Annotated in this window: 11 protein-coding genes; 3 read left to right on the forward strand and 8 right to left on the reverse strand. The window is 48.0% G+C overall.

The window, feature by feature from the left end:
- Positions 1 to 345: 345 nt before the first annotated feature.
- Together PJE062_RS02035 and PJE062_RS02040 are read right to left on the reverse strand one after the other, a co-directional pair.
- The gene (locus PJE062_RS02035; protein ID WP_008546360.1) at positions 346 to 1,740 is read right to left on the reverse strand and encodes an RtcB family protein; all 1,395 of its coding nucleotides are present in this window, start codon (positions 1,738 to 1,740) and stop codon (positions 346 to 348) included.
- Positions 1,741 to 2,383: 643 nt separating this feature from the next.
- The gene (locus PJE062_RS02040) at positions 2,384 to 3,799 is read right to left on the reverse strand and encodes an RNA-binding protein (protein ID WP_247643093.1); all 1,416 of its coding nucleotides are present in this window, start codon (positions 3,797 to 3,799) and stop codon (positions 2,384 to 2,386) included.
- A gap of 316 nt (positions 3,800 to 4,115) precedes the next feature.
- Here PJE062_RS02040 and rtcR point away from each other — a divergent pair, with 316 nt between their 5' ends.
- Entirely contained in the window at positions 4,116 to 5,705 is a 1,590-nt protein-coding gene (gene rtcR / locus PJE062_RS02045) for an RNA repair transcriptional activator RtcR (RefSeq protein ID WP_008547262.1), read from the forward strand.
- Positions 5,706 to 5,955: 250 nt separating this feature from the next.
- Here the strand turns inward: rtcR and PJE062_RS26820 are convergent, their stop codons facing one another.
- From PJE062_RS26820 to PJE062_RS02075, 6 genes are all read right to left on the reverse strand, one after another.
- A complete protein-coding gene (locus tag PJE062_RS26820) occupies positions 5,956 to 12,699 on the reverse strand; it encodes a type I secretion target repeat protein (RefSeq protein ID WP_008546970.1) in 6,744 nt (2,247 codons plus the stop codon).
- A gap of 54 nt (positions 12,700 to 12,753) precedes the next feature.
- Positions 12,754 to 14,055, reverse strand: a complete 1,302-nt coding sequence (locus PJE062_RS02055; protein WP_008547051.1) for a Hint domain-containing protein — start codon at positions 14,053 to 14,055, stop codon at positions 12,754 to 12,756.
- A gap of 1,076 nt (positions 14,056 to 15,131) precedes the next feature.
- Entirely contained in the window at positions 15,132 to 16,316 is a 1,185-nt protein-coding gene (locus PJE062_RS02060; protein ID WP_008546761.1) for a multidrug effflux MFS transporter, read from the reverse strand.
- Entirely contained in the window at positions 16,313 to 16,996 is a 684-nt protein-coding gene (locus PJE062_RS02065; RefSeq protein ID WP_037035808.1) for a glutathione S-transferase N-terminal domain-containing protein, read from the reverse strand. The genes PJE062_RS02060 and PJE062_RS02065 overlap by 4 nt, the downstream gene beginning before the upstream one ends.
- A 71-nt stretch (positions 16,997 to 17,067) precedes the next feature.
- On the reverse strand, positions 17,068 to 17,946 hold the full coding sequence (locus PJE062_RS02070) for an MBL fold metallo-hydrolase (RefSeq protein ID WP_157039018.1): 879 nt from the start codon (positions 17,944 to 17,946) through the stop codon (positions 17,068 to 17,070).
- A 66-nt stretch (positions 17,947 to 18,012) separates the two neighbouring features.
- Positions 18,013 to 18,888 carry an MBL fold metallo-hydrolase gene (locus PJE062_RS02075; protein ID WP_008546846.1) on the reverse strand — a complete coding sequence of 292 codons (876 nt, stop codon included), beginning with the start codon at positions 18,886 to 18,888 and terminating at the stop codon, positions 18,013 to 18,015.
- 116 nt (positions 18,889 to 19,004) lie between these two features.
- Here PJE062_RS02075 and PJE062_RS02080 point away from each other — a divergent pair, with 116 nt between their 5' ends.
- Positions 19,005 to 19,901, forward strand: a complete 897-nt coding sequence (locus PJE062_RS02080; protein ID WP_008546799.1) for a LysR family transcriptional regulator — start codon at positions 19,005 to 19,007, stop codon at positions 19,899 to 19,901.
- Positions 19,902 to 20,271: 370 nt separating this feature from the next.
- A complete protein-coding gene (locus PJE062_RS02085; RefSeq protein ID WP_037035810.1) occupies positions 20,272 to 20,904 on the forward strand; it encodes a tyrosine-type recombinase/integrase in 633 nt (210 codons plus the stop codon).
- Positions 20,905 to 20,997 lie beyond the last annotated feature (93 nt).

The raw sequence follows: 20,997 nt of genomic DNA on the forward strand, positions 1-20,997 counted from the left end.
AGGGGCTTCTGCAAACTTTAACCGGAACACAGGGCTTCGCGGGTGCAGCGAATAGCTTGTGACCATTTGCGGACGTTCGACATAAATCTAGAAGCCTTCTGCCAGCACATGGACTCAATTATAGGTGAATTTTACCCCACCTACTATCGAGGCGATTATTGCTGATATTCCACTTCAAATTTGCAAAGTGCAATAGGCTGTGGGCTTTGCTACTTCAAGATATGCTTGCTAGCGATTGTGCATTTCGCAAGTAGTATCACGTGATTGGCGGAATGAATAAATAGCACGTCAAATGCGCTTTGATGTTATTTGAGTAGGCTTCATGGAAGCATCAAACAGGGCACCTTAGCGCCCTGCTTTTTTCTTTTTCCAGAATGGCTCCATGTTGCCTGCCATGATGCAGCCGTAAGGGTCGATGTAGTCTTCGATCTCAGCTAGATCGAATTTCTTGATTTGATCGACGACTGCATCAGCCTTCTTGTAGCTGGAAGGGAGTTCTGAGATATCGATCTTGTTTTCAAAGAAACGGATATCCAGCCCCTTCGTCTCTTCCTGCAAAATCTCTTCTGCAGTTTTGGTGGACATACGGCGTTTATGCTCAGAACGGGAGTAGTTTCGTCCCGCGCCGTGAGGAGAGAACCCCAGCGCATGTTTGGCATCTTTACCGCGCACAACCAGCACAGGCTCAGCCATGTTCAACGGAATAAGCGTAAGGCCCGTTGCATCGCTGGCATAATCGTCCCATGCAGGGGTCGCACCTTTTCCATGGTAATAAAGTCCGTCCCGTTCAAACACGAAGTTGTGCTCGTTCCAGTACCTCTCACTCATCTCTGATTGGCAGACCTCAACTGTTGCCTGATGAAGTGCATTATGGTTTGCCTTAGTCCACTTACGGATAAGCTGCAGTGCTTCCCAATACGCTTTCCCTTCTTCACTATCGGCCGGAATCCAAGCATTCTGCTTCAAGGTCTTTGGTGATAGTTTCTTGCGGTATTTCTCCGCAATACTCATACCAATCTTGTAAAGTTGAGCACCTGGTCCACGTGATCCATGGTGTGTCACAATCGCGGTTTGTCCTGTTGCGCGAGAAACACCAACAAATAAGAAGTGGTTACCATCCCCCTGTGTTCCCATATGCTCCTGCGCAGCTCGCAAGATCTTCGGGTTGCTCAAGAACTTATTCTTGCGGAACTGATCCAAAAGCTTCAATGAAACAGTAAAGCGCTTCCCGTTCGGACGCCCTCCACCACCAAAATGAGTAACTGATTGCGCTGCATCCAAAACGGCTTTCGGGTCAACATCCTTCATCAGAGTGATCATCACTGAGCAGCAGATATCCGCGCTATGCATTCCCGGATGAATCGCATTACGTGCAGCAACCACGCCACCAACCGGGATAGTTCCCAAAGGTCCGGCCGGGCATGCATCTGGCATAATGGCACCGGCCTCTACCGTTGGTGTACGCATAAGCTCAGTCATATGATGCTGAACAGCTTCTAAGTTGGCCTTTTCATCCACGCTTTGTGCTTCAATATTTGCATAAAATGGCTTTGTGCCAGAAGGTGCAAGCGGAAGTGTTGGGGTTGGAATATATGGTGCAAGCTGCTGACGGACATCATCAAAGCTCAGGCCTTGGTCAAGGGCCATCTGGCCATCTCGAAGAGCTGCGCCAAACGCCTTACCCGGTACGTGTCCCCATTCTTTCAGCAATTCACTTGTAAGAGTTTCGGTTTCCATCATCATCTCTCATAGAGTATTTACAAAGAACCGGCGGCAAGAGGTTAGCTGGACGTTCTGCTTATGCAGACTGGGTTCGAACCAGCAATATCCAATGTAGTCCCGCTCGCATCCGCCAGCCTTTGTAGGGCAAGGTTTGGTAAGATAAATTTCCGCCATCGGATTGCTCCGAGCCAGATTTGAACTGGCACAAGAAGTGGTTTTCCACCTCCTATCTCAGTGGCTTTCACCACTAAGATGCGTCTACCTGTAATCCTACCTGCATCCCCGTTTTGCAGCCGAAGCTGCAAGGCAAATTTATGTTTCAATAATCAGTCAGGGCGACAAGGTGTTTGCAAAACGGTTCCTGCTCTACCGCTGAGCTACACTGCCATAGATGGCGGCAGTGACGGGATTCGAACCCGCGACCTGGCGATTAACAATCGATGTAGTTCTGCAGGCATTCGCCCTGACTGTTTAATTAGATATGGCGACAAGGAGGGAAGAAACAATTGGGGCCCCGCTCAAGCCTAAGAGCGCCTGCAAGGAGGGGAGTCGAACCCACTCGGGTGGTCCCTAGTATGGTGCAATGTAGTTCCTTCAGCATTCGCCTGATTTTTCAAAGCGGGCAATGGTGCTGACGAGCAACAGGCACTACCCTAAATTGCTATTTTAATTCGATCCCTTCTATCTCACTAACCCATTGGTCAGCATCCAGTTTCCCATCTACAAAGGCAGCAATCTGCTTGAATACTGCATCAGAGAACCCGCCGACATTCAGTACATCTGGTCGTGACTGCATTTGCGTTGTCCCATAAGGCGCAATGTCGATACACACGAGCTTCGCATCAGGGTTCCGACGTTTCAGCTCTTGCCATTCTTTCATCAGGCCTGTCGTACTTCCACGACACTGATCAGCCCAAGACTCGTTGTCAGAAACTAAGATCACAAGATCTGGTTTCTCTCGTCTTTGGTTGAGCCAGCGCAGTGGCGCTGAGCAGCTTGTCCCTCCGCCCCATTGTTCTGAAAGCCGTCTGGCATTGGTCATAATCGTATCTTTAGGCTCGAGCGGAATGCTTTGAACCTTAAAGTCAAAGGGCAGAACTGTCGCTTTTTTGTTGTGCCGAAGCACAGTAGCAGCAACAAGAGCCGCAACATCTACATAGCGAGTGACTGTTGTCGCGCCGCCTCTTCCCCCTGTTACAGGCCAGCTCATAGAACCTGATATGTCCGGGCAGACAACAACACTTCCATCAAACACCGGCACATTTGAAACGGCAATTTCCATTGCGTCGTGCAGTGCCTCTCTGATTTGCCGCGGCATTTCAGGAGATAGCGCCTGATAAGCGGTAAGAAGTTGGTACGGAAAGGCATTTGCCTTTTTCACCCGTTTTGGATCGCGAAGGATATTCGCAATTTTCTTCACGGCTTTCTTATCTTCAAAAACCCCCTTGCGAAGGAATGTGTTTAGGTTCATGCGCACCATGTTCCAGCTGCCGCGCACCGCAATCTCAGCCCAATCTTGCTTAGACAGCGGCAAATGCGTCAGCATCTGAAAAGGTACATCTGGCAGTGCACTTTCCGTCGGTTTTTCCTTAAAAGCCAAATACTCCTTCACCTGCGTTGGCAGTTTGCTTGCATCGCAAGGTTTGCCAATCAGCCATGCGTAAAACGCTTCGCGTTCAGCGTTATCTGGTTTCGGGTGCACCATCTTGATCACATCTGCGAGAGAAGGATCATTACCGATGCTAGCTTGCAGCAGCTGATAATCACTCACCCCATTCAACCAGTCACGCACAAGTGCTTTTGGTCGCGTACCAAGTGATTTTCGTCCTGTTTGACCAGATCGCATGATCTGCACGAAATTGCGCAGCATTTTGCCATTGGTAATAACCTGCGGAAACGCTTTAGAAAGCAGAACGGGATCTCTGGAGGCAAGAACCGCGAGCAGCAAAGCGGGTAGGTCTTTCATTTTACCGTGCCGACATGCGTATATTGCTGTTTTTGCCAGAAATTCATCAGTTACATTTTCAGCAGTTTTAAGAACCGTTTCCAGCTCCATCTGCGCATCTTGATAAAACAAGTCGCCAATGGTTCCGGTTACTGCAAGCTGAGCCAGCTTGTGTCGATCCTCATATTTGTAAGCCTGCCCACCAGACTTGTTGATGGCATCGGTCTTACCTGAAAAGCGTCCCTTCAATGACGCAAACAGTGATTTGTTTGCCATGGTTCCGTTCCTTGCGTTCGTTCATGTCCATAAGAATGGCTCGAACTCTGAAACGGGAAAATAAAAAAGCAAAAATCACCTAAATAACTGATTTATCTAATGTATAACCAATCTTGACAAAACTACCGCCAGCATTTCATATATATTTGTATCGCATTTTATTATTTTGGATATGGTTTTGAAAAAGAACGTAATTATTGGGTTTCTCGGGACACAGTTAGATGCAGGCAAGAAGCGTCGTTGGCGTCCCTCAATCGCAGTAACACAGCATGGCAGCTTCCCTATTCATCGCTTAGAGCTACTGTATGATCATAACTTCAGCAGACTTGCTCATCGCGTCAAAGCAGAAATTGAAGAAGCAAGCCCAGCAACAGAAGTCCTGCTACAACAAGTCGACCTACGTGATCCCTGGGACTTTCAGGAGGTTTACGGAGCTCTGTTGGATTTTGCGCAGGATTATGGGTTTGATGAAGACCGGGAGGACTATTTCGTTCACCTAACGACAGGAACTCATGTCGCACAGATCTGCTGGTTCCTACTCACAGAGTCTCGGCACATCCCTGCAAAGCTGGTACAAACATCTCCTCCTCGTGCCGGTGAAGATGATGTCAGCGGTTCATATTCCATCGTAGATCTGGACTTGTCGCGCTATGATGCTCTGCAGCAACGCTTTGATCTAATCTCCGAGGAGTACAATGCGCTCCTCAAGTCCGGAATTAAAACCAAGAGCAAAGCATTCAACGAACTGATCGAACGCATTGAGCTTGTATCCATCAACTCTGATGCCCCTCTATTGTTGCTAGGAGATACAGGCACAGGAAAAAGCGAATTAGCGCAGCGAATTTATGAGTTAAAGCTACAGAGAAGGAGAGTGAAAGGCCGCTTGGTGCATGTGAACTGCGCAACGCTCAAAGGAGAGCGCGCTATGTCCAGTTTGTTCGGCCATCGTCGCGGCGCAATGGGCAATGGCAACTCAGACCGCCGTGGCCTTTTGAGGGAGGCCGATGGTGGCGTCCTGTTTTTGGATGAAATCAACGAACTCGGCTTGGATGAGCAAGCCATGATCCTGCATGCGGTTGAAACAGGGCGCTTCCTTCCAGTTGGCTCAGACCATGAAATCACTAGTCGTTTTCAGCTGATAGCAGGCTCCAACCAAAACCTTGGCAAGTTGGTTGCTGAAGGCAAGTTCCGCCCAGACCTTTACGCCCGCCTCAACCTATGGACCTTTCATCTCCCCTCACTGCCTGAGCGGCGAGAGGATATTGAGCCAAACATTGAGTATGAGCTTAACCGCTGCGAGAAGTTGCTCGGCACCCGAGTAGGTTTCAACGCAGACGCATATACCCGATACTTGGGCTTTGCCACATCACCAGCAACCCTATGGCCTGGCAACTTCCGCGACTTGGGCGCTTCAATACAGCGCTTATGCACGCTGGCTCCACGCGCACGTATTACACTTAGTTTAGTTGAGCAAGAGATTGAAACACTTGAGCAACACTGGGCAAGCGCAATGTCAGATCCAGATGAACAGCTTCTGGCTTCAATAATGGGCAACCAACTCAGCTCACTTGATCCATTCGATAAAGTCCAACTCGCCTACGTCATCCGCACCTGCAAACAAAGCACCAGCTTAAGCGAAGCCGGCCGAACCCTATTCGCCACCTCCCGCAAAACCAAAACCAGCAAAAACGACGCAGACCGCTTAAGGAAGTACCTCGATAAGTTTGACTTATCGTGGGGCTTATTATCAGAACAAAGGTGAGCATCAAGTCTAGGCCATACCCAAACCTTGGAGCCAGTCTATCACTAACAGTGGTTAGCTTGCTTCGGATCGTATAATCTGATCATAGTTTAAAGCCAGTAATCTCTTTGTAAGGCTTTTGACCATAACCGGACATTCGAGATATCTCTAAGCATATACTATCGAAGCGTCCATGCCATTACTGGTTGTTAGGCGAAGGTTTAACCGACGTCCATATTGCTTGAACGTCGGTTAAACAATTCCTTACCTATCAAACAAACCGAAAGTCATCAGAGTGGAGATCGGACAGTACAACATCTTTCAAAGTTACTGTATTATTTGCATCCAAGCTAATGACAGTATCAACTCCATTATCTTGAGCTGCTGCGATGACTTCGTCAAAGTTCATAAAACGAGCTGCATTGAAGTGAATAACATCTTCAGAGTTAGCACCAGCTTTGAAGTCAGTCAGAACATCATTGCCTATTTCTGTATCAGTAAAGACAAAGATGTCAGAGCCTTCTCCTGCAGTAATAACGTCGCTTGAAGTTGTTCCCGTTAACGTTACCTGACCGTCGTCAAGAATTTCAAGTTTGCTCAAAGAGGTGCCATCGGCAAACTCAAACCTTTCTACGTGTTCTGCTAGATTTGCCACTCTGAGTTGACCATCGACACCATTTTTGGACCAAATAAACGTTAGGCTTAAACCATTAGGGTCTGTTTCATTGATTTTATAGGCTCCAACACTCAAATCAGATAAGTTTAGATCTGTGAACTTTACTGTATCATAGCCACCATTTGCTACCTCGTCGTAAGTTACAAATGTGTACCTGTTTTCTTGACTGTACAGATACATGTCATTGCCATCGTAACCCGAAAGATATTGCCAGCTTGTACCTGTGCTCTTGCCTGCACTCAACGTATCGTTACCTGAGCCGCCATATACCCAATTATCATGAGCTGAACCCAAAATTACATTATCATAACCATCTGAGAAGCCTCTTAAATCAACAAACCCACTTTCTCTGACGCTAAGACTACTAAGGACTGTTCCATTAGCAAACTCATAGCGCTCAATCCTATTGCCCTTGGAGTCAATCAAAAGGTTGTCAAATTGACCATCTTTCTCCCAGGTAAACTGCAGATTACTACCGTATCTAGTGTAACTCAGCATGGCATCTTCCAGGTTCAGATCGATAAAGCGGACTGTATCATTGCCGCCAGAGCTCGAGTTGATTTCATCCCGGCCATATCCGCGCCCAAAGATGTAGGTGTCATCGCCGGAACCACCAAAAAGTTCATCATCACCAATGCCGCCATCAAGATAGTCATTACCACTATCTCCTCTCAGGAAATCTGAACCAGCAGCCCCAAACAGTTGGTCATGATGATTGCCGCCATAAAGGCTATCGTTCCCTTCGCCACCTTCAAGCGTGTCTCTACCATCCAGCCCATAGAGTTTATCACGACCATCAAGTCCACGAATAGTGTCTCCAAGGTAAGTGCCATCAATGCGCTCACCATGAGCTGTGCCAACAATTGGAGTGGAACTTAGACCGGTGTTCTCAAGAACTCGGATTGTATCATCTATTAGCGTTGCCTTCACACTGAGATCGTCCAGAACTTCAATCTTCTTCAGGACAGTCCCGTCAGCAAATTCATAACGTTCGATCCTGGCCCCCTCGGCATCGATCAAGAGCTGGTCAAACTGGCCACCTCTTTCCCAGGTAAACTGCAGGCTACGACCAGAATTGGCAATATTGATAAAGGCATCTTCCAGGTTCAGATCAATGAAGCGGACTGTATCATTGCCGCCAGAGCTCGAGTTGATTTCATCCCGGCCATATCCGCGCCCAAAGATGTAGGTGTCATCGCCGGAACCACCAAAAAGTTCATCATCACCAATGCCGCCATCAAGATAGTCATTACCACTATCTCCTCTCAGGAAATCTGAACCAGCAGCCCCAAACAGTTGGTCATGATGATTGCCGCCATAAAGGCTATCGTTCCCTTCGCCACCTTCAAGAGTGTCTCTACCATCCAGCCCATAGAGTTTATCACGACCATCAAGTCCACGAATAGTGTCTCCAAGGTAAGTGCCATCAATGCGCTCACCCTGAGCTGTGCCAACAATTGGAGTGGAACTTAGACCGGTGTTCTCAAGAACTCGGATTGTATCATCTATTAGCGTTGCCTTCACACTGAGATCGTCCAGAACTTCAATCTTCTTCAGGACTGTCCCGTCAGCAAACTCATAGCGCTCAATCCAAGAGCCACTGGCATCGATCAAGAGCTGGTCAAACTGGCCACCTCTTTCCCAGGTAAACTGCAGGCTACGACCAGAATTGGCAATATTGATAAAGGCATCTTCCAGGTTCAGATCAATGAAGCGGACTGTATCATTGCCGCCAGAGCTCGAGTTGATTTCATCTCGGCCATATCCGCGGCCAAAGATGTAGGTGTCATCACCTGAACCTCCATAGAGTTCATCATCACCGATGCCGCCATCAAGATAGTCATTACCACTATCGCCTCTCAGGAAATCAGAACCAGCACCGCCAAACAGTCGGTCATCATGGTTGCCGCCATAAAGGCTATCGTTACCTTCGCCACCTTCAAGCGTGTCTCTACCATCCAGCCCATAGAGTTTGTCATCACCATCAAGTCCACGAACAGTGTCTCCAAGATAAGTGCCATCAATGCGCTCACCCTGAGCTGTACCAATAATTGGAGTGGAACTTAGACCAGTATTCTCGAGAATTCGGATTGTATCATCTATTAGCGTTGCCTTCACACTGAGATCGTCCAGAACTTCAATCTTCTTCAGGACTGTCCCGTCAGCAAACTCATAGCGCTCAATCCAAGAGCCACTGGCATCGATCAAGAGCTGGTCAAACTGGCCGTCCTTTTCCCAGGTGAACTGTAAACTGCGACCATAGTTTGCGATATTGATAAAAGCATCTTCCAGGTTCAGATCGATAAAGCGAACGGTATCGTTACCGCCAGCGCTCGAGTTGATTTCATCTCGGCCATATCCGCGGCCAAAGATGTAGGTGTCATCACCTGAACCTCCATAGAGTTCATCATCACCGATGCCGCCATCAAGATAGTCATTACCACTATCGCCGTTCAACTCATCTGAACCAGCACCGCCAAACAGTCGGTCATCATGGTTGCCGCCATAAAGGCTATCGTTACCTTCATCACCTTCAAGCGTGTCTCTACCATCTAACCCATAGAGTTTGTCATCACCATCAAGTCCACGAACAGTGTCTCCAAGGTAAGTGCCATCAATGCGCTCCCCCTGAGCTGTACCAATAATTGGAGTAGAACTTAGACCGACATTTTCAAGAATGAAAGTTTCATTATCTAGTTTGGTGACTCGTATAGAGCCATCACTTAGTACTTCAATCTTGGACAAAATTGTGCCATCAGCAAACTCATAACGTTCAATCCAAGCACCGCGAGCATCTATGAGAAGAGTATCTAATACCCCATTATATTCCCAAGTAAGTTGAAGTTTGTTATCAAAATCTGCAAGTCTGATGAATGCGTCTTCGAAGTTTAGATCGATAAAGCGGACTGTATCGTTACCGCCAGCGCTCGAGTTGATTTCATCTCGGCCATATCCGCGGCCAAAGATGTAAGTGTCATCACCTGAACCTCCATAGAGTTCATCATCACCGATGCCGCCATCAAGATAGTCATTACCACTATCGCCTCTCAGGAAATCAGAACCTGTACCACCAAACAGTCGGTCATCATGGTTATTGCCATAAAGGCTATCGTTACCTTCGCCACCTTCAAGCGTATCATTACCATTCAGCCCAGAGAGGGTATCGTTGCCATCCAACCCACGAATAGTATCACCAAGATATGTTCCTTTTAGTGTTTCTGCACTCTGAGTACCAACCAAAGGTGTTGTATTGAAGTCAGTGTTTTCTTGCACTTCCTCCAGATCATTTATTTTAGTTATCTGGATTCGACCATCATCCAGCACCTCTATTTTTTTCAAGACAGTCCCGTCAGCAAACTCATAGCGCTCAATCCAAGAGCCACTGGCATCGATCAAGAGCTGGTCAAACTGGCCGTCCTTTTCCCAGGTGAACTGTAAACTGCGACCATAGTTTGCGATATTGATAAAAGCATCTTCCAGGTTCAGATCGATAAAGCGAACGGTATCGTTACCGCCAGCGCTCGAGTTGATTTCATCTCGGCCATATCCGCGGCCAAAGATGTAGGTGTCATCACCTGAACCTCCATAGAGTTCATCATCACCGATGCCGCCATCAAGATAGTCATTACCACTATCGCCTCTCAGGAAATCAGAACCTGCACCGCCAAACAGTCGGTCATCATGGTTGCCGCCATAAAGGCTATCGTTACCTTCGCCACCTTCAAGCGTGTCTCTACCATCCAGCCCATAGAGTTTGTCATCACCATCAAGTCCACGAACAGTGTCTCCAAGATAAGTGCCATCAATGCGCTCACCCTGAGCTGTACCAATAATTGGAGTGGAACTTAGACCAGTATTCTCAAGAATTCGGATTGTATCATCTATTAGCGTTGCCTTCACACTGAGATCGTCCAGAACTTCAATCTTCTTCAGGACTGTCCCGTCAGCAAACTCATAGCGCTCAATCCAAGAGCCACTGGCATCGATCAAGAGCTGGTCAAACTGGCCGTCCTTTTCCCAGGTGAACTGTAAACTGCGACCATAGTTTGCGATATTGATAAAAGCATCTTCCAGGTTCAGATCGATAAAGCGAACGGTATCGTTACCGCCAGCGCTCGAGTTGATTTCATCTCGGCCATATCCGCGGCCAAAGATGTAAGTGTCATCACCTGAACCTCCATAGAGTTCATCATCACCGATGCCGCCATCAAGATAGTCATTACCACTATCGCCGTTCAACTCATCTGAACCAGCACCGCCAAACAGTCGGTCATCACCAGCACCACCCTTGAGACTATCATCACCACTGTAGGTTTTGATAAGATCATCGCCGGCAAGACCCCTTACAATATCGTTCTGTTCTCCGGTTAGTAGCGTATTGTCTCCCGCATTCCCTGTCATGTTATGAGCTTGGTCTAAGCCAAGTTCACCAGCAGCTAATAGCGTTGCAATCCAACCAGCTGTAAATGCGCTGTCAGGTTCACTGATGAGTAACTCGTCAATGGCTCCTTTGTTGTCGAGATACTTACGATAATCTGAGGCGATTTGAGAATAGCGAAGATAGGTAGCCAGATCGGCTTCAATGTTCTCTGGAACTGAAGTTAAAATCTTAACTGACGTTTGCCCATTTCCTAATTGATCTACACTTTCTTGCCACTTCGCAAGTGCTGCTGCTTTGATCGCATCACCACTAACAAACTGAATATTTTGCAGGTTATGCTGAATTGCAACATTAATCATGCCACGAATGTCAGTTCCGTGAACTATGATCCTTTGGTTGTTATCCGTATCATAAACGGAGACCTTAAAATCTCCCCAACCATAAGTTCCTCGGGGATGGTGAAAACCGAAACTGACGGCTTCTTCAGCTCCTATCCACTCGACGTCGCCTCCGATATCATCGATGATAGACTGCATTGTTTCTTTAAATGCACTCTCCATGCTGCGAACTGTATCACGGTGGTTACTTTGCGTATTTTTACTTAAGCCTGTTGAGGCTGAGAATGTGTCTAGTTCCTGATCAAAGGAGAGATCTCTATAATAGGCAGGGTTGTTTCCGATCCAACGATCGAAGGTATCTGATAACCAACCACCAGTCCATCGATCCAGAGTTTCGAATATAAATGCACCGCCAACTGTACCAATGAAAGCTCCAATACCGGGCAAAATCATTGATGTGAGGAACAAACCCGCAGCAGATGCGCCTAAACCTACCGCCGAAGCGACGCCACTGGCTGCACTCGATATTGCTGAGCCGATTGAGCTTGCACCAAGCCATAAGCTGGCAGCAGTAGAACCAACTGAGGCAAAAATTCCCTCACCAGCTGAATCAATGTCGATGACTTCATTTGCGAGGGTTGAGCCAATGTAGCTACCTATAGCATTGCCAAACAAGCTAGCATCAAAACCGGCAGTGATCTCTTCAATTTGCAACCCACCTGCCCATACTCCTGGTTTAGTGAGGTTATCTGTCAACTGCCGAGTAATGGTGTTCCCGGTCGTTGTAAACAATCCTGCCTCAAACCCTTCTAGGCCCAGAGCTTCTGCCGCCTCACCAAGTAAAACAGATGAAAAATAGCCCGTAACTTGACCTTTCAGATTGAGGACTAACTCCTCGCCGAAGTTGTCAAGCGTATAATCTACTAAGATATCTCCAAGTGCGCCGAGCGTCGTATCAGTCGCGTCACGCGTCACATAAATAAGCGAGTTCTGCAGGAACTGTCCAAAGTTCTGGCCAATTGTACCTATGATGGTTGAACCAGCAATCTGAGCAAATGCGTTATCTCCGGCAATCAACGCTCCAAACTGCGAGCCAAGTGTTTGTCCAACTGCTCCACCATAATCGACACCGCGATACTCAAAGGCATTAACCTCAACATCTTTGATTGCCCCCGTCTCTTTGTCGTAAGTGGTAACAGCCTTTAGAGTTAAGTCTTTTTCTTCGTAAGTGACAGTCCGTTCCCGCCTGATAGTGTCACTATCAGGGTCAAAACCGGAACCTATTTCAACAACATAGCCTCCATCCGGTACATCGTATGACATCTCCTGAAAACCATCTTCATTTGATGGAATGTACTGTACATTAGTTGCATCCTTAGGGAGGTAATCAAGCAATGAAGTGTTATGAACGCGAATGCCACCAGCAATGTAGGTATGGGTTTCCTCAACCTCAAAATTATAAGTGACATATGACGCGCCGTCTTCAGATAAGTGTCGGCGGTGAGAGATACTTGAGGGAGGAACGAGCGCTTTTGCTGTGTTATCGGCAACATCGTTTAAAACAGATGAGCAATCAAAGATAGGCGTGCGAATGCCAGCCACAGTGTCAGTTTGGGTCATTGGATTTATCGCAGAAATGGTGCACAGCGGTGCGAAAAAGAAATGGCGAAGAAGTTATTGCGGCTTATCTTGCAAGCACAACGGGATATTGGGTTTGCCTCGTTTAACTTCATCTTCTGAACGAGTGAAGATAGTGCGAGGCGACTGGATATCGCTTCCAGTCAGTCTTGAGCATTTCCCATCCCATTCACCTACTTCATAAATTTCGGTGAGGCTAACTTGAGAGCGCTGAAGAATATAATCTTCAGGAGCAGGAAGTTCGTTAGAAAAGATCCAAAGGAAAGGTAACTGCTCAGAAGAAGCGCTTGTTTGGATGTAACCGTCCTCTGTCAACGTTCCACCTGCTGCTTTGATCAAATCTAGCACACAAACATCTCGGCCATCATCTAAGATAAATCGTGAACCAACACGGATCTGTTTTTTATCTTCAATGTTGATTGTGTTTTCTGATTGGGATGTCCCCGTCACAGCCCATACAAACAGATCTTCCTCACTACCAACATTGTAACCTGTTGTGGCACGGATCATCGAACCATCAGCTTGAACAAGAGCACCATCTGTACGCAAAATATCAATGATCGGAACATGCTGACCAGCAAACTGACCATCGCCACAATAAGTTACGTGGCCAGGTGTTATCATCAGGCCAAAGACATCTAAGATGTGCTTTGACTGTTTGCGAAATATCTTGGAAACCCGACCGGCAACAAGCTCGCCAGATGCATTGTAAGATTGTATTTCGTCGCCAACAACAATCTCTTCGATAGGCTTGTCACACCGGTCTGCCAGCAAGATGGGGGTGCCCGAAAGGAAACAGTTCTTTTTGCTAGGATTTTCTGGTAGTAAATCCTTTGAAAAGCCGGGGACAGGTCTTGTGAAATTCAAATCTTTATTTAGGAACCAAACAGAAGGTGAAATTCCTAACGCCCGAAGAACTGTACCAGCAAAGCTATTGCTATTTTGGTCTAATAGCTCGTATGCCAAGCCTTGTTCATTGATACTTTGTGTTACATCTTCGAACAACTCATAGAAGGTACCATTGACCTTGATTTCGTCATAATCGCCAAAAACGATAGGAGTGTAGTTTGACATCTTAGATTCATCTAAGAACACTTCTCCATCGAATGGATTTGTACCAAAAAATCCTTGAATTGTATCATTTACATCCCATGGATAACCAACTGGTGCGGGCTTCCCTTGAGTGTCCGTTGACATACCATTCAACTGCCATAAGGTGTTTCCAAACGGGTCTTTGGCCAAAATGACAATGTGCGATGCAGGTAATGATAATGGCAATACAGGTAACTCTAGAGAGAGTTCTGCAACGCCGATTGTGTATTTCCCATTAGAGGTCATTTTAATTTACCTTGCTATTCAAGCAATAAACGTTCTCTTTGACAGGAGTATGCGTCTCATTGCTTCCATGTTGCTTCACCTGAACACACCGATTTGCAAAAGTAAGTGTGGACCTTGGGAAGACTGCGTCTGGAAACCTATCTAAACTGACCTTAGAAAAGTCCGCAGTGTAAGTATCAATGCACTTGTTATTGTTAAGAATAGTCAGCGCTAACGTTAGAGTATGTGAAGATTTTTCCTGCCCAGTATCAACAGTGTTATCAATACTGTAATACACCACATCGTAGATATTACAGCCCAATTCAGAGGGGTCTGAGGTCTTGTAAGCTAACTTAACGCAGGAAGTTGTAAGAATAGCAAAAAACAAAATATACGATATATTTCTGCTGGTATTATTTATAGGCATTTAATTCATCCTACAGCTTTGACTATAATATAAACTTAGAGCAATTACATTCATCTAATCTATTTACTAGGCCAGGCTTGATAGCATTTTAAAATGTCAAAACGCCAAAGATCGCGTAAATCCACCTGTCTCCTTTCACAAACACAGTCCATCTAGTGACATTATGTATTCATTCTGCACATTGCTACTTTTAAGTGTGTGCTTTTCGGCACAGAATATATCTCCCACATTCATGAAGTGCTCCAATTTAAAGCGCACCACGGAGCAAAATGTGATCTCATCGTCTCTTAATAGTGATCTCCTTTGAAGCACTGATGACTTTGTTAATCTGTGACAAGTATTAGCCTATGGGAACTTGCTCCACTAAGCGGAGGTTATCGTTCAATCTAAGATTGAAGTCCCCGAATGGCGGCTTCTGGCCCTGTCTCGGTACGCTTGGCATATAGCTGCATGACCAAAGCAGAGGTTGGCTTGGACGGCTTGCGTTCTCAACTTCATGTCGATCTCATTCAGCATGGCACTTAGGGCGGACTGCTGATTTTTGCTGCAGATGTGAATTTTTTGATGTCATCTATAAAAAACGAACATTGAAGAGATTTACTATAGAATTGAGATCGTGACGATGAGCTAGAGCTACAAAACTGGCATGCCGTTTTGAAGATGATTTTCCTTAAAAAGTTTCTCCTTCGATCTTAGATTCCATTCTTCTATCGAAAAGCAAAAAGGTGAGCGGAAGAAGCGAAAATAGCAGAGCAGTGGCTAGAGTAGCTGGTCCCTGAAGGTCTGTAAGGTTGGTAAGTGTGGCGATCGATGCTCCGCCGAACATGCGCAAGAAACCGCCTATGGACGCTGCAAGGCCTGCGCAATTGGGGAAGGGTTGCAAGGTGAGGCCCGTAGAGATACCGATCATCAAGCTGAAGCCAGCACTGCCAAGAGCAGCAAAGGCAAAGAAGGTCATCGTGACACTTTGCGGCACAAACAACAGGCCAAGCCCGCTGATGACGGATAGAGACAGCCCGACCAGAACGGTTGTAGGTGCCCCAATCATCTCAACCATACGCGGAGCGAGGAAGCTGAACAGCATTTGCAGCAGGCCAATGGCACCAAGAATGGTTGCGAATTGCATCTCGCTCATGCCGCCTTGCTCCATGGCAACTTCCGGTGCGATGGAAACATAGGTCATGACCGCGCCAAAGGTGGCAGCATTGGCAAGACTATAAAGGATAAAGGCGCGGTTGCGGGCCATGTCGCCTAGATTGCAGGTGATTTGATCGGGTGCGCCAAGCGTGCGGTGGCGCTTTTGGGTCGGTGGCAAGGCAAGAGGTGTCAGGAACAGAAGCAAAAGGCCTGCTGCTGCCATCAGGAAGAAGGCTGCTTGCCACCCCCAAATAACACCCAATATGCCGCCAATCATCGGTGCAATCATGGGAACAGAGCCGGTCAGGCCGCTCATATAGCTCAGCCATTTGCCTGCTTCATCGCCTTCGAAATTGTCGCGCACCCAGGCAAAGGTGGTGACCATGGTAAACGATGCTCCAAAGCCTTGCACCAGACGCGCGCCATAAAGCCAGTCGAGGCTGGGGGCAAAGGCGGCGCCTAGGCTGCCCAATGCATAGAGCGAGAGGCCGATCATGGCGGAGGCTCGACGGCCAAAGCGATCCGAGATCGGGCCACCCACCAATTGGGCGAAACCAAGAGCAAAGATATAGAGCGGTATGGTCAGGCGCATCTGCTGGTTTGTGGCCTCAAACACGCTCAGCATTTCCGGGACAGAGGGCAAAAAGATATCGATGGCCAATGGTCCCAAAGGCGTCAGCATGAAAATGATGATGAGGGCAAAGGTACGGCGGCTCATGCTGGTTCTCCTTGTCTTGCTTCCGTGGGACATTGGACTTTGCCGTGCCGATCAATTTTGGTGAAAGGCAGGATGGCAGCTTTCTTCATCAGAGCATCAAATCGCGCTCGTAAGTCGGAAGGTAGGGTGAACTCAGCCACCATGGAAAGGCTCTGCAAATCTGCAAGCAAGATGATGCTGTCGAGGCTCAAAGTGTCTGAGGTGAGAATGTGTTCTACCTTTGCCAATCTGGCTTTGATCTGGGCGGCAAACTGATCGCTCAATGCCAAGGCATCCTCAAATGAGCGACCAATGCGCTTGGGCATGGTTGTATTGAAAAAGCCACGGGCTCCGATGCTGGAAAGCTCGCCTGGCAAGAGATGCGGAATGCGCGGATAGCAAAGGCTGTTCAGCGCGACATTGACCTCGCGTTGCCATGCTTCCAGCTCCTCACTCATCTCATAGTTTTGCAGCAGCGGTGGTCCCTTCTGATCGAGATAATGGATAATGTCCGAGCTGTCTTGCAGCACGAGATCCTCGTCTTTCAGGATGGGCACGGTTAGGCTGGCAATGTGGCTTTTCAGCTCGGACGGGATGGTGCCGGGTGAAAGGGTGATGACATCAAGAGAGATGCCTTTCAGGCCAGCCATGATCTTGACTCGGATGCAATAGGGGCAGGTGTCAAAGGAATAGAGCTTCATGTCATGTGTCCCGCAAATACTGAGAAGGGTGGGGGAAAGGCGCAACAAGACCGCGCCTTGAGGTTCATTGGTTAGCCGCCATGGATGATGGCAAAGCCCATTTTCAGGACATAATCGGGAAGGTCTTTGTAATTCTCCCATTGCTCATAGGCGGGCAGGCTGACCTCCTGGCGCATTTGTAAGACACGTTTGATCAACTGGCGGGGGTCTTCCTTTGCCAGCCTTTGCATCTCAGGAAAGACTGCATCATAGAGATCGTTATAGAATTGAGCAGAAGCCTTCAGTAGAGCCGGATCGGTATTGTTTGAGTGAGTGTTGATGGCATGGTTCAAGTCCCAGCTGGCCAGTTCATTGAGGATTTGGCGGGAGCCGAGCAGGTTTGAATCCGTCAGTGCCCAGCCCGGTGTGAGAGCATTTTCCAAATACATGTCAGAGGTGACGACAATGCCTTCTTTTGGCAGATGCACCACGGCCACGGCAGTGCCATCAGCAGGGCCGAAATGGCTCAGCTCCACCTTGGTCTCGCCCACTTTCAGGGTCAGCTTTTCTTCAAAGGTCACATCGATCTGATCGGGCAACAGACCAAGGGGATCCTGATCCATGAACATTTCGAAATTCTCATGGGCGATCACGTCGGCCTTAGCAAAGACCTCGGTACCACCCACATGGTCATAATGCTCGTGGGTCATGACGATCTTGGTGACGGGAAGGTCCGTCAGTTTGCTGATTTCCTTAGCGAGCAGTGAGGCCCGATAAGGATTGGCTGTATCTGTGATCAGCACGCCCTTGTCGCCAATGACGGCGAGGGAGGTATAGTGCAATGCGCTGATGGCATAGATATTTTCGCCCAGTTTTTGGGTTTCGATCTTTGGGCCTTCAGCAAGTACGGGGATGGTGGAACCGACAAGGGCAAGGATGCCCGCGGCCAACAGGGTTGAGAGCTTTTTCATCTTGTTCTTCCATTGTGCTGGCTGACAGGCCGGGTGGTTTACACCCGGCACTGATTGAGGCGTTGCTTAGTGGCCATGCCAGATGGAATAGGCCATGCGCTCCACATGGGCTGGCAGATTCTGCTCATACATGGCCCAGTGGCTGAAGTCGGGCAGCTTGACGGTCTTTTTCAGCTCCTCGATAGATTTGCCTGCCTGCATGCCATCCCATACCGCCTTGAACAGGGCTTCGTTGAAGTCCCAATCTTCCTTTAATTGAGCAGGTGATGACTTTGCCATATGACCGGAAATCACGGTGTCAAATTCCAGCTCCTTGTGCACGCGGCGCAAGGTGTTGAGGGAGCCGACATAATCGTGGGTGTTCAGGCGGCCGGGCAGATTGACAAAACCCTGCAAGTGCCAGTCGACAGCCATCAGCACCTTGTCTTCGGGCATATGGATCACGCTATTGCACTGGCCGTCATTGGAGCCAAAATATTTCAGATCGATCACCTTGCCGCCGAGCTCGATGCGATGTTCCTTCTCATAGGTGACATCCGGCTGCACCACGCGTTTTTCCAGATCACGACCCAGAAGTTCGGTGCAATTCTCATGACTGATGAATTCCGCACCTTCATCCTTGAAGATCTTGCCGCCGCGTGAATGGTCGAAATGAGCGTGGGAATAGATCACCTTGACCACCTTCTTGTCGGTCAGTTTGGCAATCTCTGCTCGTAAGGCTTTGGCGCGAAATTCGTGGTTGGGATCCACAATTGCCACACCTTCATCAGTGATCACCACCAGACTGGAATAATGGGCCATGTGGAATTGATAGACCCCATCTTTCAATTGGATCATGACTGGCTTCATTTCGTCATGATCGCCAGCAGCAATGGCGGGGGCGGTGAAGGTGGCACCTGAGATGGCAGCGGCGGCCAGCAGGCTCAACATTGTCTTTTTCATCGTCTTTCCCTTTCTTGGACTGCACGGAAGGGCCGCGCGGATAAGGCAAAGATACAATTGACTTCTGTTGAGATAATTGGTCTTCTATTAACAATATAAAATACAAAAAGTATCGAATGGATAAATTGCGGAAAATGGCTCTCTATTGCCGCGTCGTGGAACTGGGGAGCTTTGTTGCGGCGGCGCAGGACCAGAATGTCAGCCCAGCCATTGTCGGGAGGCATGTTAGTGATCTGGAAGCGATGCTGAAGGTGCGCCTGATCAATCGCACCACTCGCAGCATGGAAGTGACTGAAGTCGGGCATCGCTATTATCAGGGCTGCAAGATTTCACTAGCGCAATTGGCGGCGCTTGAACAGGACATGACGAACGAAGAAGGCGAGGCCCTTTCCGGTATCATTCGGTTGGCTGCACCAGAAGGGCTGGGCGCCCCCCATCTGCTCAGCGCAATCGAGAGCTTTCAGGGATTCTATCCCAATATCCTGTTTGATCTGGTTTTGGATAATGGCCAGACTGATTTCATCAGCGAGAATGTCGACCTCTCCATCCGGTTGGCCATTTCCATGCAAGATAGCTCGCTGATTGTGCGCAAATTAACAGACACGCGCCTTTGCTTTTATGCTGCGCCCTCTTATTTGGCCAAGCATGGCACGCCCAAAAAGCTAGAGGACCTAGATCAGCACGCTTGTCTGGCTTTCGGTGCCTCACGTTTCGGAGATAGTTGGCCCATAGTGACCGATATGGGTCTCTCCAAGTATCGTCTGCCCTGGCGAGTGGTGGTCAATCAAACACAGTTCTATCGAAAAGCCTTGATGAAGGGCATGGGTATCGGTCTTTTGCCTGAGATTATGGTAGCAGAGCAGGCCGAAGACGGTTCACTCACGCCTCTATCACTTGATGTCACTCTGCCAGAAGTCGGCATTTATACCGTCTATCCTAACCGGGAGTTTCAACCCAAACGTGTGAGCCTATTCCTCAAACATTTGGCAGAAAGGTTTGGCAAGGTGGAGTGATTTGTGCCAGCAGAAATCTCTAACAGAACATTTCTGTCCGCATGTTAGTTTAAACAGCTCTATTGCAGTGCCAGGTCCTGGCCATACGGTGGTAGTCATGGCCCACACGTCATCAAAGATAATTTATGAGTATTGCTACAAAAACTTCCCCGCGAGCTAACTCAACCCTTGATAGACCTGCTCGAATGTCCGCTTGTGGCCCATGACAATGCCAACCAGATAAGGGCTTAGTTTTCTTATTGAAGTCTAAGCTCATCCTCCGAGCACATCGCTCGTTCCGACGTCTATAAATCTAGATCTCAAAACCGTCTTCTACATGCAGTAAAATCGGTTTGATGTGGTGGTTGAGGGATGGCATGGAGGAGCTGTTATGACCATTACAAACCTTCCTATGATCCGACCAACAAAGCCTGCTTGGAATCGTGGCAGGATCATCGGTCAAAAACGGCCTTTACTACCGAAACACGTTTGGGCTATTCGTGTCCGCCTAGAACTTGCAGGGAAAACGCGTGAGTTGGCTTTGTTCAATACAGCAATTGATAGCAAGCTCAGAGGGTGCGATCTTGTCCGCTTGAAAGTAGTTGACGTTTTTGTTGCGGGGCGAATGAAAGAGCGCACTTCAATAATACAGAGTAAGACCGGCAAGCCTGTTCAGTTTGAACTTATGGAGGGAACCAGATCAGCCTTGTCAAAATGGATCGACAGTCCAGAAATGGTCGGGTCAGAGTACTTATGGCCTGGTCGGTTTCATGACAAGCCGCATATTTCGACGCGACAGTATGGCCGCATGCTGAAAGAGTGGGTTTTATCAATCGGGCTAGAACCAAGCTCTTACGGCACACACTCAATACGCAGAACTAAAGTCGCGCAGATCTACAAGAAGACAGGTAATCTTCGAGCGGTGCAGCTTCTTCTTGGTCACACAAAGATGGACAGTACTGTCAGATACCTAGGTATAGACCTTGAAGATGCACTTTCGTTGTCAGAGAAAATAGACATTTAGAAGACAAGGAGCTGGAAGGGAGCAGCTCCATATCTTCTTTCAGTGTTTGACCTGAAGCCTATAGACTGATTGCCTTCTCTCTCTGCTGGCAGA

The organism is Pseudovibrio sp. JE062 (assembly GCF_000156235.1).
Lineage (GTDB): Bacteria > Pseudomonadota > Alphaproteobacteria > Rhizobiales > Stappiaceae > Pseudovibrio.